This window comes from Nitrosopumilus cobalaminigenes, from assembly GCF_013407145.1.
GTDB lineage: Archaea > Thermoproteota > Nitrososphaeria > Nitrososphaerales > Nitrosopumilaceae > Nitrosopumilus > Nitrosopumilus cobalaminigenes.
Map to the genome: position 1 here is coordinate 1,137,406 of NZ_CP026993.1, position 15,541 is coordinate 1,152,946.

17 protein-coding genes are annotated in these 15,541 nt (G+C 34.6%); 7 read left to right on the forward strand and 10 right to left on the reverse strand.

Going from position 1 to position 15,541, the window contains the following annotated elements; translation table 11 throughout:
- Position 1 precedes the first annotated feature (1 nt).
- Complete coding sequence (locus C5F47_RS07045; protein WP_179360389.1) at positions 2-490, reverse strand: HEAT repeat domain-containing protein; 489 nt, start codon at positions 488-490, stop codon at positions 2-4.
- Between the two features lie 98 nt (positions 491-588).
- Between C5F47_RS07045 and C5F47_RS07050 the strand changes: the two genes are divergently transcribed.
- On the forward strand, positions 589-1,254 hold the full coding sequence (locus C5F47_RS07050) for a TlpA family protein disulfide reductase (protein WP_179360390.1): 666 nt from the start codon (positions 589-591) through the stop codon (positions 1,252-1,254).
- Between the two features lie 117 nt (positions 1,255-1,371).
- Here the strand turns inward: C5F47_RS07050 and C5F47_RS07055 are convergent, their stop codons facing one another.
- Both C5F47_RS07055 and C5F47_RS07060 read right to left on the reverse strand, forming a co-directional pair.
- On the reverse strand, positions 1,372-1,929 hold the full coding sequence (locus tag C5F47_RS07055) for a hypothetical protein (protein WP_179360391.1): 558 nt from the start codon (positions 1,927-1,929) through the stop codon (positions 1,372-1,374).
- Between the two features lies 1 nt (position 1,930).
- Positions 1,931-2,386, reverse strand: coding sequence for a 50S ribosomal protein L15e (locus C5F47_RS07060; RefSeq protein WP_179360392.1), 456 nt, complete (start codon positions 2,384-2,386; stop codon positions 1,931-1,933).
- Positions 2,387-2,606: 220 nt separating this feature from the next.
- On the opposite strand from C5F47_RS07060, the gene C5F47_RS07065 reads away from it, so the two are divergent.
- Positions 2,607-3,260 carry a hypothetical protein gene (locus C5F47_RS07065; protein WP_179360393.1) on the forward strand — a complete coding sequence of 218 codons (654 nt, stop codon included), beginning with the start codon at positions 2,607-2,609 and terminating at the stop codon, positions 3,258-3,260.
- Positions 3,257-3,772 carry a thr operon leader peptide gene (locus C5F47_RS07070; RefSeq protein ID WP_179360394.1) on the forward strand — a complete coding sequence of 172 codons (516 nt, stop codon included), beginning with the start codon at positions 3,257-3,259 and terminating at the stop codon, positions 3,770-3,772. Before C5F47_RS07065 ends, C5F47_RS07070 begins: the two co-directional genes overlap by 4 nt.
- Here the strand turns inward: C5F47_RS07070 and C5F47_RS07075 are convergent.
- From C5F47_RS07075 to C5F47_RS07085, 3 genes are all read right to left on the reverse strand, one after another.
- Positions 3,769-4,611 (reverse strand): hypothetical protein, encoded by an 843-nt coding sequence (locus C5F47_RS07075; protein WP_179360395.1) that lies wholly within the window; start codon positions 4,609-4,611, stop codon positions 3,769-3,771. The two genes, C5F47_RS07070 and C5F47_RS07075, sit on opposite strands and share 4 nt — an antisense overlap.
- Before the next feature lie 106 nt (positions 4,612-4,717).
- Complete coding sequence (locus C5F47_RS07080; protein WP_246271068.1) at positions 4,718-5,668, reverse strand: D-2-hydroxyacid dehydrogenase; 951 nt, start codon at positions 5,666-5,668, stop codon at positions 4,718-4,720.
- 50 nt (positions 5,669-5,718) lie between these two features.
- Positions 5,719-7,122, reverse strand: coding sequence for a multicopper oxidase domain-containing protein (locus C5F47_RS07085; RefSeq protein WP_179361818.1), 1,404 nt, complete (start codon positions 7,120-7,122; stop codon positions 5,719-5,721).
- A 126-nt stretch (positions 7,123-7,248) separates the two neighbouring features.
- Here C5F47_RS07085 and C5F47_RS07090 point away from each other — a divergent pair, with 126 nt between their 5' ends.
- From C5F47_RS07090 to C5F47_RS07100, 3 genes are all read left to right on the forward strand, one after another.
- Positions 7,249-8,610 carry an aspartate ammonia-lyase gene (locus tag C5F47_RS07090; protein WP_179360396.1) on the forward strand — a complete coding sequence of 454 codons (1,362 nt, stop codon included), beginning with the start codon at positions 7,249-7,251 and terminating at the stop codon, positions 8,608-8,610.
- A 3-nt stretch (positions 8,611-8,613) separates the two neighbouring features.
- Entirely contained in the window at positions 8,614-9,882 is a 1,269-nt protein-coding gene (locus C5F47_RS07095; RefSeq protein WP_179360397.1) for a tRNA (N(6)-L-threonylcarbamoyladenosine(37)-C(2))-methylthiotransferase, read from the forward strand.
- A 73-nt stretch (positions 9,883-9,955) separates the two neighbouring features.
- The gene (locus C5F47_RS07100) at positions 9,956-10,906 is read left to right on the forward strand and encodes an FtsZ/tubulin family protein (protein ID WP_179360398.1); all 951 of its coding nucleotides are present in this window, start codon (positions 9,956-9,958) and stop codon (positions 10,904-10,906) included.
- Between the two features lie 35 nt (positions 10,907-10,941).
- Here C5F47_RS07100 and C5F47_RS07105 read toward each other — a convergent pair whose 3' ends face one another.
- Genes C5F47_RS07105 through C5F47_RS07115 form a run of 3 tightly spaced genes read right to left on the reverse strand, consistent with a single transcriptional unit; the run spans position 10,942 to position 12,217 of the window.
- Entirely contained in the window at positions 10,942-11,472 is a 531-nt protein-coding gene (locus tag C5F47_RS07105) for a 50S ribosomal protein L31e (protein ID WP_179360399.1), read from the reverse strand.
- Positions 11,473-11,631, reverse strand: coding sequence for a 60S ribosomal protein L39 (locus C5F47_RS07110; RefSeq protein ID WP_179360400.1), 159 nt, complete (start codon positions 11,629-11,631; stop codon positions 11,473-11,475). It abuts the gene before it with no gap.
- A gap of 37 nt (positions 11,632-11,668) precedes the next feature.
- Positions 11,669-12,217 (reverse strand): NUDIX hydrolase, encoded by a 549-nt coding sequence (locus tag C5F47_RS07115; protein ID WP_179360401.1) that lies wholly within the window; start codon positions 12,215-12,217, stop codon positions 11,669-11,671.
- A 74-nt stretch (positions 12,218-12,291) separates the two neighbouring features.
- On the opposite strand from C5F47_RS07115, the gene C5F47_RS07120 reads away from it, so the two are divergent.
- The gene (locus tag C5F47_RS07120) at positions 12,292-13,029 is read left to right on the forward strand and encodes a 5,10-methenyltetrahydrofolate synthetase (protein ID WP_179360402.1); all 738 of its coding nucleotides are present in this window, start codon (positions 12,292-12,294) and stop codon (positions 13,027-13,029) included.
- On the opposite strand, the gene C5F47_RS07125 is transcribed toward C5F47_RS07120, so the two are convergent.
- The gene (locus C5F47_RS07125) at positions 13,026-15,524 is read right to left on the reverse strand and encodes a methionine synthase (RefSeq protein WP_179360403.1); all 2,499 of its coding nucleotides are present in this window, start codon (positions 15,522-15,524) and stop codon (positions 13,026-13,028) included. The two genes, C5F47_RS07120 and C5F47_RS07125, sit on opposite strands and share 4 nt — an antisense overlap.
- Positions 15,525-15,541 lie beyond the last annotated feature (17 nt).

Below are 15,541 nucleotides of genomic sequence, written 5' to 3' on the forward strand. Positions count from 1 at the left end.
CTCATCCACCTGTTAACTTTGCAAACTTCTCGTTCTTACTTAACTTTTCCATAAATTCAATATTAGATAATGCAACTACAGCAGATTCCACAACTGGTTTTTCAGAATCGTTTAATGCTTTTTGAAGGGATTCTTTAGCTTCTTTTGAACCAACTACACCTAAAGCGATAGCAGCTTCATGACGGACAAACATACTAGGATCATTTAGTGTTGCATCAGTTAATGGAGGAATTGCACTTGAATAGGACATTTGTCCTAATGCAAATGCTGCTTCATGTCGAACTAATTCATTGTCATCATTTTTCAAAACTTTAGCAATATGAGGAACCTTATCTTCTCCTCCAAAATCAACCAAGATACATGCAACTCTGGTTCTTACCACATAATCAGGATGATCTAAAAGAGAAACAAAGTATTCAGTATCTTTTTGTTCATATTTTGATTCCATCTCAGCAAAAAGTGCCATTCTATCTTCAGTAATTACCTGCATTTTGTTTTAGAACTTTCTGAGTCATATATTAGGTTACTTGAGAAAAATCAAAAATCAGAGTAGTTATGTATTTAATGGAAAAAATTAGTTAATCAACTATGAGTGCAAAAATAGGCGAAAAAGCACCAAATTTTGGAGTATCAGAATGGGTACAAGGTGCTCCAACAAATTTTGATCAGGAAAAAGATCACATTGTATTGTTAGAAGTTTTTCAAGTAAATTGCCCAGGATGTTTCATGCATGCAATCCCTGAAGCAATTAACATCTATAGCAAATACAAAGATGAAGGTGTATGTGTTTTAGGTCTAGCAACAGCTTTTGAAGATTTTGATAAAAATACATTAGATAATTTGAAAATGCTTGCAGAAACAGGAGAGGTCATTGGTGAAACAAAAGATGCGCTTTCATCATATGGTCAATTACAAGAAGGAAACAAACTATCTTTTAAAATTCCGTTTCCATTAGGAATGGATAATTTAACAAAAACATCCGGAGAAATCAGTCAAGAGAAAATTATGGAGTTTATCTATCCACAAATTCCAGAATTTGATTCACAGCCAGAAGAATACAAAAATCAGATCATTGAACGAGTAAAAAGTTACATGAAATCAAAAGAGTATTCTGCGGAAACATTTGAGAAATTTGCTCTACAGGGAACACCTTCCACGATATTAGTAGATAGAAAAGGAATACTCAGAGATGTTTCATTTGGTCAAACAGGTCACGTTGATGCCATGATCCAAAAATTATTAAATGAAAATTAGTTTATTTAGCCAAAACTAGTACTACTGACAATACCACAACTATTACAAATCCAGTTACAAGAGCAATTTTTGCATTATCCATATTGCTTCCAATAATTCAAAAAATCAACAGTTCTATTATGTTCTTCTTCTCTTAATTGTAAAAATAATTATCCCGATAATACCACCAACAATCAAAACTATGATGAGTATCAACACATAGATCATACTATAATCATAATCAAGGGAAGGAGAAACATCAGGCTTAGGAAGTTCAGTGGAGATTTCAGTCAAGCCTGAAAGATACGTAGTCCCAACAATTTCTAATTTATTTTCACCAGAACCTGTAAAATTCAAGGTTACAAAAGAAATTTTATCATTAGAGTTTATCTCTGGAAAATATTCTTTATCATTGAGATAAAATGTAAGGTTTCCACCTAGAAGATTTTGAGGTATTATAATTTCACTCAAATTATTTTCCAATCCACTACTAATGAAGAGAGTTAGTTGTTTCTCATCTTTATCAAATTTGAAATCAGATATAGCAAAATTAGAAACAGTCTTTATTTCAAAAGAATGGCCACCAGTTTGTATATCCAATCTATTTACCAATCCAGTTGCATCTGAAAGTAGACCACCATAAGCAGGAGTGATAACAAATAGTAACGCTATAGAGAATAGAAATATAATTTTCAATTTATGCAGTTCGAGGAATTCTTTTTGTTAATTCTTTATCCTGAGCAATTCTAGGATGGTCTGGATCTGCCAAAATGACTTCAAACCAATAATGTTTTCCGTCCTTGTAGACAAAATAAGAACCTAAAACTTTCATGTTTGGATATCTTTGTTGAACTCTTCTATCTGCAACAGTTTTCATATCATCATCAGCTTTGATTCTAGTGACACCAAGATGTTTTGGTCTTCTACCACCAGTTGGTCTTTGTTTTCTCATACCACCAGTACCAACTCTCATTCTAACAACAACAATTCCTTGTTTTGCTTTGTAGCCTAATCTTCTTGCCCTTTGTAATCTACTAGGTTTATCAATTCGAGTAACTGCATTTTGTTTACGCCATCCAACTACACGTTCACGGATCTCAGGTGAGTTTTCTTTCCAGAGTCTGATCCATGTTTGGTCTTGATAACTAGGCATATCGAGATTAGAAAAATCCCCTTTAATAACTGTAAATCGAAAAACAAACCTAAGCAACGCTAATCAGTTAAAATTTCCTTGAGTGGGGTTTCACAAGCCACGCACCCAAAGAGTTTGCTCCCGCAGAAAACTCGATAAATCAAGTAGGCCAAAGTTATTAAAAAAGATTCCTCAGTATTGCTTTGAGATTTTTATTGAACGTTAAGAATTTGAAGGAAAGATGAAAGTTTCAATTTTTTCAATTATTTTTGTAATTGGAATTACATTGTTTTTGCCCCAAGTTCAAGCTCAGCCAACAATCTCAATAATTATGGAAAAAACCACATACAGTTATTGTGAAAAATTATTCTATACTATCGAAGTTTCCGAAGTAACAGGAGATCCAGCCATAATTCACATCAGTGATGAATCTGGAAAAGGAAGCAGTGCAATTCCAATAGCAATAACAGAATTACAAAATCCCATTCCATCATTAATTCCATTTGATGCAGAGATTTTTCCACTAGGGAAATATTTCATTGATGTTCAATATTCAGGAGCAGAAGCGAATGCAGAATTTGAATTAATAGACTCAGATTCAATTTGTATTCCTGAATTAATCAAACCAATTATGGCCAACTGGCTTTCAGGAAACATATCAGATGGATTTCTTTTGGATGCATTTCAAAAATATGTAGACAGTAAATTAGTTAACGTTCCATTTGAAATTAATGAAAAAAATGTTTACGATGTAGAAGTGCCTGAATGGGTAAAAAATATCGGATACTGGTGGTTAGAAGGAGTAATTTCAGATGATGATTTATCAAATGCAATGAATAACTTGTTAGAAAGAAACATCATTGGATTTCCAATAACTGTGGATAATGAAATATGAATAAACATTCAATCATCACCATAATTGCAATCATTGTAATCATTACACCGTTTGCATATTCAGGATTGAGCATTTTTGGAATGCAACAACTTGAATACAGATGGAATAATCCAGGGCAATTTACTTTTTTTACAATGTCTAATCACGGAGATGTAGAATTATGTAATCCGATGCCATTTTGGATAAGTTTTGAGAATTTACAAATCATTACATTTTATGACACAAATCAAAGAGGAGTGTTTACGATAAATCCTACAACCATCAACCCACTATCCTCAACAGTACAAGAAGGAACATTTTCATCAGAAGATTTGTCTGCATCTCAGCATATTTTCATGACATTGGATTTTGAGTTTGATGGAGGAGATATCAGACTTGATCCAAACAAGCTCATAGTTGTAGTACAAGCAGATATACCAATTTTAGGAATAATTCCTTATTCTACTACAACACAAATTTCAGGATTCGACTTTGATCAAGAAATGAATTCATTAGATTTGTCTTGTGATTAGTTACTCTTGCTGGCTTTGGAGATTAGAGCGAAAACAATCCCCACAATTCCTGCACCAACAAATGCAACTATTACTCCCATCAACATGTCCTTACCCATTCCTTTGATAGAGGAACTTGATGGTTGAGGAGTCGAATCAAGAACACATGCTCCATCTTTGAGAACAGTTCCAGGTCCACATCTTTCATCTAAAACACATGCTCCATCTTGGAGAATAGTTCCAGGTCCACATTGAGTTAATGGAGTATTATCTACAGGGGTTTCTTCAACTGGTGTTTCCTCTACAGGGGTTTCTTCAACTGGTGTTTCCTCTACAGGGGTTTCTTCAACTGGTGTTTCCTCTACAGGAGTTTCTTCAACTGGTGTTTCCTCTACAGATTGTCCAAATACAGATCCGATAATTTCAATTTCCTCAGTACCTACAGGTAACTCAATACTCAAAGTTCTATTTTGATCAGAGGTATCAATTTCTGAGAAATTTGGTTCATCACCATCTGCTAAAATAATAAAGTCATCATCTAATCCTTCAAAGGTTGAATCAAAAAAAGAACGTTCCAATGTTATATCTAATGTACCATTAGATTCAGTCACATCTACTGTCAAAATTAAGGAAATGAAATCAGTATCAGCTTCAATTCCTAAAACAGTCATTCCAGTGACATCATATTCAACATCATATGAAGTTCCATCAACATCAACAGACATGGTTTCTGCATATACTAGTGCAGTTGAAATCATGGTAAACAAGATTAATCCAAGTGAGATTTTCAATAAGGAATTCACACTAGGTAGTGGAGAATGTCTTTCTGAGTATAATTCCTTTACAGCTAAATTATTCATTTGTATATTTTGACCTCCGAATTGACGTTAAAAATGAAGAGACGATAATAAATCACGTAAAAGTCAAGCTTTTTTACTTATTTTTAAAGTTCAGGCAGAAATTGTACTAAATTACGCCACGCAATATCTGGATAATCTTTTCAGCAATCACATTTGCTGCTAGAGATTGAGCCTCTTTAGTTTGTGCACCTATATGAGGTGTTAAAATCACATTGTCTAGTTCTGCAAGTTTAGTTCCGATTGCAGGTTCTTTTTCAAATACATCCAAAGCAGCGCCACCTAAAGTACCATTTTTGAGTGCATTGTACAATGCATCCTCGTCAACAACTCCACCTCTAGATGTATTGATAATTTTTGCAGTCTTTTTCATTGTAGACATTTTTTCCGCATCTAAAAGATGATATGTAGAATCCAAAAGGGGTACGTGTATGGAGATATAATCAGAACTTTGTAACAAAGTATTCAGATCAGCTTTCATCAAACCAACTTCTTTTGCAAACTCTTCATCAATTGGTATTACATCATATCCAATAATGTTCATGTTTAATGCACGAGCAAGTCGTCCTAATCTTTTTCCGATATTACCTAAACCAATAATTCCTAAATATTTCCCACGAAGTTCAGTACCCTTTAGTTCTTTTTTGAGCCATTGTTCATTTCTAATTGCTCTATCACCTCTTGCAGTTTGTCTTGCAAGGGACAACATCAATCCAAGAACCAATTCAGCTACAGCATTCATTGCTCCTTCAACGGCATTAATTACACGGATATCTTTTGCTTTAGCAGCATCTTGATCAACATTATCCAATCCAACTCCAACACGAGCGATGATTTTACAATTATCAGCTTTCTCAATCATTTCTTTTGTAATAGTAGTTCTACTTCGAACAATTACGATGTTAAAATTGGAAATCTTTTCAATAATTTGCTCTTTAGTAATTTCAGGTTCATATGAAACCTTTAAGCCATTATCAACTAAAATTTTATTCAAAATAGGATCGACTTCATCACAAATTAGTACAGAATCTTCAAATCCCATATCTGAAGAAAATGACATGCGGAATATAATTCAATAAGAAAATAAAAAGAAAAAAAGATGTTAAAAGATCAAGAAGTAAGGATTTCTGCTACTACAGGAATTACTTCCCATAATGCGACATAATCGCCACTTGCTTGCATTTCAGAAGCTACTTCATCAGTCATTAAACCGTGAATGTTTAGTGCAGGATGGGCAATACTGTTCATTCCCATTGGTGGGACAGCATCACTTGGATTGCCTAAAGCATATGCATAAGATGCTACTGGTGCTGGGATAACTCCTTTCTCAACTAGAACTGGGTTCAAGCCGAATGGGTCACCTGCTACAAAGACTGTAGCTGCGCCAGTGTAAATTGCTGCATAATCATGGTTTACTGCTGCATATGCACCTGGTTCATCAAAGACCAAGTCAACAATCATGTTTTGTGAACCTCCGAGTAACCATGTTTCAGTTGCTGCGGATTGTACTCTGTTACCTTGGGTAACTCTGTCCAAAATTTCTCCAACAATGTGGAAATATAGTGGTTCATTACCGTGGTTTTCAACAAAGAGTCTCACGTGTTGATCATTTTCAACAAACAAGAGTTGTGATTGGTATTGCTTGTGTTCAAGTCCGTTCCAAGGTTGTGCAACAAAGATGTTCTTGTTTACATCGCCATTGACGAGTAAGTTATGAGCCATGTTTGGTACATAACCAAATTGCATTCCGTTAACAACTGATGCGGTATTATGATGTTTGAACATTGCTCCTGCATCATAGTTACCTTCAGGTGTTAGGTACATTTGGTTGTATTGGAGTTGGAACTCTAATGCATCTGCATCGTAGAATTGTCTATCTAATGAAACTTCGCTACCACTAACTGAGGTTTTCTCTACCATTAGTTTCTTGTATCCATTGATTGGATCAACGATTGCAATTCCGTACATGCCGGAAAGTACGTGTTGGTCCATACCAATTAGTTTGACACCAGAACAGTGGTATTTGAAAACACCAGCAGATTCAGCAATGTAGCAGTATTGACTTGTTTCACCCGGATTAACGGATTCAAAGTTTCCTGCTGACATTTGTGATGCATGCATGTCGTTACCGTGTCCAGTAACTTCATCATCTGGAATTGTTAGAGTCATTTTTACAACGTCACCTTGTGTAACTCTTAATGTTGGTCCTGGGACCTGTCCATCAAAAGTCATGGCGTTGAAAGTTTTACCACCCATAATTGGGAGTTCAACACTATAACCTTCCAAATTAAACTCAACGACAGTGCGTCCAGTTTGTTCCAGTGCACCACAATCAGTTTCTGCGAATGCTTGAGGCATTACAAGCTGTAAACCGCCCATTTGATGGATTTGTTCAATTACATCGACATCCATTTTGTTGATATCAAGTGATTGTCCAGCAATCTGGGTTTGTGTGTATGTGCTTCCGAATAAGGTTGCTCCCATTACAGCTACTGCTGCAATTGTGAAGAGCATACTAACACGCTTATTCATAAAGCAACGACCTTACAATTCCTATATAATAATTCCCATTATTGGCACGTGATTTTTGGCTCATTTCTGAAAAAGAATGAATAATGGGGAAATTTCAGTAAAGTCATCATGAAATTCAGATTAGATCAAGATTCACTTGGAAAAGTTAAGATCCCAGCCGACGCATACTATGGGGCATTTACTGGTAGAGCTATCAAACAGTATCACGTAACTGGAAACAAAAGCCATGAGAATTTGATAAAGTCATTTGTGATGATAAAACGCTCTGCTGCAGTTGCAAATATGAAGACTAAAGCAATTGACACAAAGCGAGGAAAAGCAATAGTTTCAGCATGTGATAAAATTCTGTCAGGAAAACATGTTGACCAATTTGTAGTAGATATGATAAATTCCGGAGCAGGAACTGCATTCAACATGAATTCCAATGAAGTCATTTCAAATGTTGCATTAGAAGTACTTCATAAAAAGAAAGGACAGTACGAATTCTTACATCCAAACGACCACGTTAACATGTCACAATCAAGTAATGACACATATCCGACTGCAATGCATGTTGCAATTTTGATGAATCTTAAAGAAACAATCCCTGCAATTGATATTTTAATAAAATCACTTTCCAAAAAAGCAAAACAATTTTCATCATTTAAGAAAATCGGAAGAACTCATCTAATGGATGCATTACCAGTAACATTAGGTAGTGAATTTGAAGCATATGTTACATCAATTACTAAAGCAAAAAAAGAAATCATAGATGCTCAAAAAGAATTACAAAATGTTGCACTGGGTGGAACCGCGGTAGGTTCTGGTGCAAACACACCAAAAGGTTATAGAAAAATTGCCATAACAGAACTTGGAAAAATTTCAAAGTTATCATTGAAACCAGAAAAAGATATGCAACATAGTTTACAAAGTAAATTTGCAGTTGCAAATCTATCTAGTGCCTTACGAAACTTGGCATTGGAAATTGGAAAAATTGCTAATGACATCAGATTAATGGCATCAGGTCCAATTGCAGGATTAGCAGAATTAGGAATTCCTGCAGTACATGCAGGCTCTTCAATTATGCCTGGAAAAGTAAACCCATCTTTAGCTGAATGTATGAACATGATTTGTTTCAACATCATTGGAAATGATACATCTGTTTCTTATGCAGCACAAGGCGGGCAGTTTGAGCTAAATGTAATGCTTCCAGGAATGCTAAAGTGTATGTTAGAATCAACAGACATGCTGAAAAACTTCTTACCAATATTTTCTGCAAATCTAATTGATGGGCTAACAGCTAACAAAGACAAATTACGTGCAGACATTGAAAATAGTCCAGTAATTGTGACATTGTTAACTCCAAAAATTGGATATCTAAAATCTGCAGAACTTTTCAAAGAATCTCTAAAGACAGGAAAGACTATCAGAGAACTTGTAGTTTCAAAGAAACTAATGAGTAACAAAGAGATCGATTCTCTGTTCGGATAAGTCATGGCAAAGATTTTCGTAGAAGCTTACGGATGCTCTGCGAGCTTTGCAGATTCAGAAATGATTTCGGGATTAATTCTAAACGGAGGCCATACTTTGGCTGAAAATTCTTCAGAATCAGATCTAAATATTGTAGTAACGTGTTCTGTCAAAGATTCTACTGCAAACAAAATGATGTATAGGATAAATTCTCTGAAAACAAAACCCCTAATCGTAGCAGGTTGTCTTCCAAAAGCAGAAAAAGAAAATGTGGAAAAATTCTCTGAAAATGCTAGTCTGTTAGGACCAAATTCATTAGGAAAGACACTCCAAGTGATTAATTCCACATTAGGAGGACAAAAACAAATTGCATTAGAAGATTCAGACTTGTCAAAAGTTGGATTGCCCAAAGTCAGATTAAATCCAACTGTAGGAATCGTAGAAATTGCAAGTGGTTGTATGAGTGAATGTACCTTTTGTCAGACTAAACTATCCAAAGGAGATCTATCTAGTTACAGATTAGGAGACATTGTAAGACAAGTTCAAACTGAAATCAAAGAAGGGTGTAAGGAAGTATGGTTAACATCTACGGATAATGGATGTTATGGATTTGACATTGGAACTGACTTACCAACGTTAGTAAACACAGTTTCAGAAATTCCAGAGGACTTTATGATAAGAGTTGGCATGATGAACCCAATGTACATGCCAAGAATTAAGGAAAAACTAATCGATTCTTTTGATAATGACAAAGTGTTCAAATTTTTACATATTCCAGTTCAGAGTGGAAGTGATAAAGTTCTAAACGATATGAAACGTGGACACACCTCTGGAACATATAGAGAAATTGCCAACAAGGTCAAAGAAAGATTTAGAGACTTTACAATATCTACAGATATCATCGTAGGTTTCCCCACAGAAACTGAAGAAGAGTTTCAAAAAACAATCACATTACTTGAGGAAACAAAACCAGATACGGTGAATCTATCAAAGTATAGTGCAAGACCTGGAACAGATGCTGCAGAGTGGGAACAAATTGATGCTGCAGAAGTAAAACGAAGAAGTAAGATAATTTTTGAACAGATCAGTAAATTATCTATTGAAAGCAACCAAAAATGGATCGGTTGGAAAGGTAAAGTCCTTTTTGATGAAATGACAGATGAGGGAATAAAGGGCAGAAACTTTGCCTACAAGCCTATAGCTGTTGAAGATGATGTAAAATTGGGACAATCACATATTGTTGAAATCACAGATGCTACTGTAAAAAGACTGATTGGTAAGATCGCAAGCTAATTTTTTTCGATCTAAAATTTGATTAAAAAAACGTAAGAAGGTTTTTTATGTAAATCAGGAAATAGGATTAGAAATGAGTTTTCAAGTCAAAGAACCAATTTTAGTCATAGGTCTAGGAGGTGTAGGCTCAAAATTGGCAATAGAGGCAAAAAAGTCCCTAAACTCAGATTGCCTAGTAATTAGTAATGACAAAAATGATTTCTCATCAGATAATCCATCGGTACATGTAACAACTGATTCAGTAGTTAATCCATCTGTGCAATTAATCAGAGGTTCAACTTACAATGTTGCAGAAGAAGTAAAATCAAAGGTTTCAGGCTATTCAACAGTTATCTTAATGAGTAATTTAGCAGGTAAAGCAGGCTCAGCCATGGCACCTGTAATATCAGAAATATGCAAAGAAGCAGATACAGGATTACTTTCCTTTGCCATTATGCCCTTCAAGTATGAAAAAGATAGAATTTTCAATTCAGGTGTATCTCTCAAAAGAGTAAGAAAAAATTCTGAATGTACAGTAGTTCTCGATAACGATTCATTATTAGAAAGTAATCCAGATTTGAGTCCTAAAGCATGCTATGACATTGCAAATTCTGCAATGATGCATGTTGTAGAATCACTAGGCACATCAGATATTACATCTGAGACAAATATTCTATCTACAAGTAAAGATGGTCAAGACATTGAAGATTCTCTAAGAGATTCTCTAAAGATGCTATATGGCAATGCACCACCAAATTCAGTTAAACGTTCAATGTTGTATGTTGTTGGAGGAAGTAATATTCCAGTAGGAGTAATTAATTCAATCACAAATCTTTCAGCAGGAATTGTTAATGAGAGTAATTCACAAATTGATATGACTTCAAATGCTGAAGATTCCAAAGTTGTAATGCTATCATCAATTCAAGGAATGACAAAATTTGATAATTATGATCCTTTAGGAATGATTCCACAAGAAGATACACTTGACTGGTCAACACCTGATTGCAGTATTGATTGTGAATTAGATTTGTATCAATTAGAATAAATCGATTTTTTAAAATTATAATTTTTTGAAAAGAATTAATCTTTCTTTGGTGCTTCTTTAGCTGGTTCTTCTTTCTTTGGTGCTTCTTTAGCTGGTTCTTCTTTCTTTGGTGCTTCTTTAGCTGGTTCTTCTTTCTTTGGTGCTTCTTTAGATGGTTCTTCTTTCTTTGGTGCTTCTTTAGATGGTTCTTCTTTCTTTGGTGCTTCTTTAGATGGTTCTTCTTTCTTTGGTGCTTCTTTAGCTGGTTCTTCTACCTTATCAGAAACTTTTTTGGTTTCTTTTTCAGGAGTTACTTTAGCTTCAGCATCTTCATCATATCTTGTTACAAGAACATAACCTTCATCAGTTTTACTCATTCTAACTCTAACTTTTCTTGGAGGATTTCTGACGCCTCTAGCCCAAATTTCATGAGCTAATTCTTCTTCAATTTTGATAGTCTCAACTTTCATGTGATGTTGAGCAAATTCTCTAATCATGTTAATTGCTCTGACGGCTCTGTGTTGAGATTGTGAAATCTTTACTTTACCCAGATTAATTGTATAAACTCGTTCTAATTCTTGAGACATCTATCCTACCTCCACATCAGTTGATCTCCAAGCCCTACGCTTTGGATTAGTTCTAACACTTCTCTTAGTTCTGAGAATAATCCATGCAGGTACTGCTGATGTCTGTTTAGTCTTTTTGAGTAGACGGATTTTCCTTGGAGAGGACTTACGTGCAGCCATAGATTTTCAGGCGCGCGGAGCTCTTTTTAAATGAATCTCAGGATTTGAGGCAATCTCGAATCTGTTTTAATATTCTAGCAGATGCACCCCACACAATTTGGTTTTCATATTCAAAAGTATACATTTCTTGGATTAGATTATGGGATGGATCAGGATCCTTTGCCTGAGTTTTTAAAAATGATTCTAAAGGAATACGGAATATTTTTTCCACTTCAGCATTTGCAGATAGTGTTGGAATTTCTTTTACTACAGAAACAAATGGTAAAATCATAAAACCAGAATTCAGAGTTATAACAGGTTCTAGTTGACCAATCACTTGTGATGGAGCAATTGTCAATCCTATCTCCTCACTAGTTTCACGTAATGCTGTTTCCAATAGATTAGAATCATTAGAATCTAATTTTCCACCAGGGAATGAAATTTCACCAGCATGGAATGTCATGTGTTTAGGTTTTTCAGTCATTATGACAATTGGCTCATCACCATAAATCACTACAAGTATGGATGCCAGACGATATTTTCCATTTGACTTGATTGAAGGATTTAGAGAGCTAGAAAGGTGAGATTTTAATTCATCTAAGTGCATCGTGGTTCTTTCCTACTATTCCATATGGGTTTTGGTATTCAAAGGTTTTAACCGAGGAGAAAAGAAAATGAATTATGACCATAAGGTATGAAGCAAATCCACCTAAAATTTTACCAGAGATTGATCCAAATGAATCAATTCAAAAATTTGTAGAAAAGATAAAAATTATTTCAAAAAAATGTGATGCAATTCATCTAACAGAAAATGTATTAGGATTTCAAAGAGTTTCACCTATTGAGGCAGGGAAAATTATTAAAAAAGAAATTCCAAATTTACCAATTACCGTTAGTCTTAGAGTTAGAGACAAAACCGAAAAAGAGATTTCAGAGTTTGTAGATAATTGTATTTCCACAGGATTTTCAGGGATTTTGATATTAATGGGAGACCCTTCTCAAACAGGAAAAGAAGATTCAGGTCAAATTCCTAGTGCAGTAGCAAAGAGACTAAAAAAACAAGGAATTGATGCAAAAATTGATTTGTATTTGTCGATTTCAAACAAGCCAAATTTTTCAAAAATTGGAAAAAAAGTTGATGCAAAACCTAAAGGATTCATGACTCAAGTAATTCAAAATATTTCTCAAGTTCAAGATTTGTATGAAAATCTCAAGGAATTTTCAATTATCCCTATTCTTTTGTACCCATCACCAAAAAATGAAAAATCTGCAAAATTTTTGAATTTAGATTTAGTAACATATAGTCAAGGATTTGAAGAACTGTTAAAGAAAACACATGAAATTACAGGAGATGTTTTACTTACATCTCCTAGTGATTTTAACGGATTAAATGAATTTCTAGAAAAATCAAATAATTAAAGTACAAAATATTTTGCATCAGGGTGATGAACAACTATTGCTGCAGTAGATTGTTCAGGAATAATTTGACCAGATTCAGTTAAAGTCATACCAGATTTTTCTGGTTTTAATAATTTCCAGACCAGATGGTGCTGACTTACATCAGGACAACTTGGAAATCCCCAACTGTATCTCAAACCACCTTTTTCCAGATTCAATTCAGATTTTATTTTTTGATTTACCCATTCAGCTAATGCTTCAGCTACTTCAACTGCCAATCCATGAAGATAGTATGCATCAGTATACTTGTCTTCCTGGTTCCATTGCTCAATAATTTCAGCCACTTTATTGCCTACAGTGACAGATTGAAATGCAACAATATCATTATCTCCAAAATAGTCTGTCAAACACAAATGTTCGGGTTTAGTAGAACGTGGAAATTCTAATTCAACGTCATCGCCATCAGGATTTTCTACAAGTAATTTTCTATCTTTATTATGACATTTGAAATAACCATAAACGACTTCAGGTTCAAATAATTTATCACGAATAATTCGTATTTTCCACTCAGATAGTAATTGTTCATGTTCTTCTTCAGATTCAGAACCTGCCTTTCCTCTTAATCCCCAAGATAATTTGAATAGAGATTTTTTATCAATCATTGTCCAAACTTCGGCCATATTGATTTGATCGAATTTTAAGCGAATAGGTTCCCCAATACATTCAGGAGTGGGGGCAGTTACAGGTATTGTTTCACTTTTTGGAAGAGTGTCAGGATCAATTGATGTAGTTGATTTTTCTTTCCAGTTTTCTAATTTTTCTTTCCAATCAGCTAAAAGTTTTGGTTTTTCATCTGAAATTAAAACATCCATGGTTTTTAGACCTTCAAACATAGTATTACAATAAAATACTCCTGGCTCGTAAATTCCATCTTCCTTTGCAATTCTGTTAATGTAATTACTGTTAATCGCAGCACCCCCACAAAGAATAGGAATGTGCATATTGTTTTTTCTTGCATGTTCTACAAAGAACTTCATTTGTTTTGAAGTAGAGACCAATAATGCAGACAGACCTATTGCGTCAGGTTTTGTTTCATCGATTTTTTCAAGGAATTTTTGTAGTGGAACTTGTTTTCCTAAATCATGTACAGTGTAACCATTGTTTTGGAAAATTGTTTTTACTAAATTCTTACCAATATCATGTACATCTCCATAAACAGTACCTAAAACAAGAATACCCTTGCTTGTTCCTTCTTCTTTGACTAAATATTTCTCTAGTTCACCGACTGCTGCCTTCATACATTCAGCAGATTTTAGAACAAATGGAAGAATTAATTCACCTGCACCAAATTTGTCACCTACTTCTTTCATTGCAGGAAGTAAATCCTCATTCAGAGTTTTAATTGCAGCATCATGAGTCACTTCCTTTGATTCATCAAGGGACAAAATTCCTTCAGTCTCTTTGACAATGTCCAATTTTCCAAGTTTTTCCGCAATTGCAGAAACAACATCATTTTGAATTCCATCTTTGAGTCTATTTACAATTCTAAAATTTGCACGTTTTCCTGCAGGCCATGAAGGATCTACATCGACTTTCTTTGAAGCAGTACCACTCTGAGGTCCTGCATTCTCAAAATATGTAATCAAATCAGATAAAGCATTAGAATGAGTGTTAAAGATTAGATCTTCTGCAAGTTTTTTCTCTTTCTCATCTATTTCCCCATATGGAATAATCTCTTTTGCATTTACAATTGCTGAATCAAGACCAGTTTTTACAGCATGGTACAAAAATACAGAATTTAGAATTTTTCTAGCATAAGGAGCCAAGCCAAAGCTAATGTTACTTAATCCCAAAGTTGTAAAAGAGTTAGGAAATTTTTCTTTGACTAGTTTTATTCCTTCAAGAGTATTTTTCCCTGCATCAAGGAATTCATCCTCCCCGGTTGCCAAAGTAAACGTAAGAACATCAAAAATGAATTGTTCAATTTTTAATCCATATTTTTTTCCTGTTTCATATAGTAATTCAGCAGTATCAACTTTTTGTTGAGGAGTTTTTGCCATACCCTCAGGACCTATACATAATGCAATAGAAGGCAAGCCATACTTTGCCATGATAGGTGCCAATTTTTCAAATCTACTTCCGTCACCTTCAAGATTAATTGAATTGATTATAGGCCTTCCAGGGATTTGAGTCACAGATGATTCAATAACTTCAGGATCTGTAGAGTCAATTACTAGAGGAGCATCAATTTCTAAGCTTAATCTTTTTACTAAATTTAGCATAAACTCTTTTTCATCAGCACGTTCTGTAGTTGCAACACAAACATCAAGGCAATGGGCACCATCTTCAACTTGGATTCTTCCCAAATCAACTAGTCCTTCATAATCATCAGCAAGAACCAGTTTCTTTGCTTTACGAGAACCCTGAGTATTGATTCTCTCACCAATGATTAGAGGTGCAGGAATTTGTTTTAGATCAACTGCTTTTAACGCGGAACTAACTCGGGGGACTGTCAATGTAGAGAAGTCACATC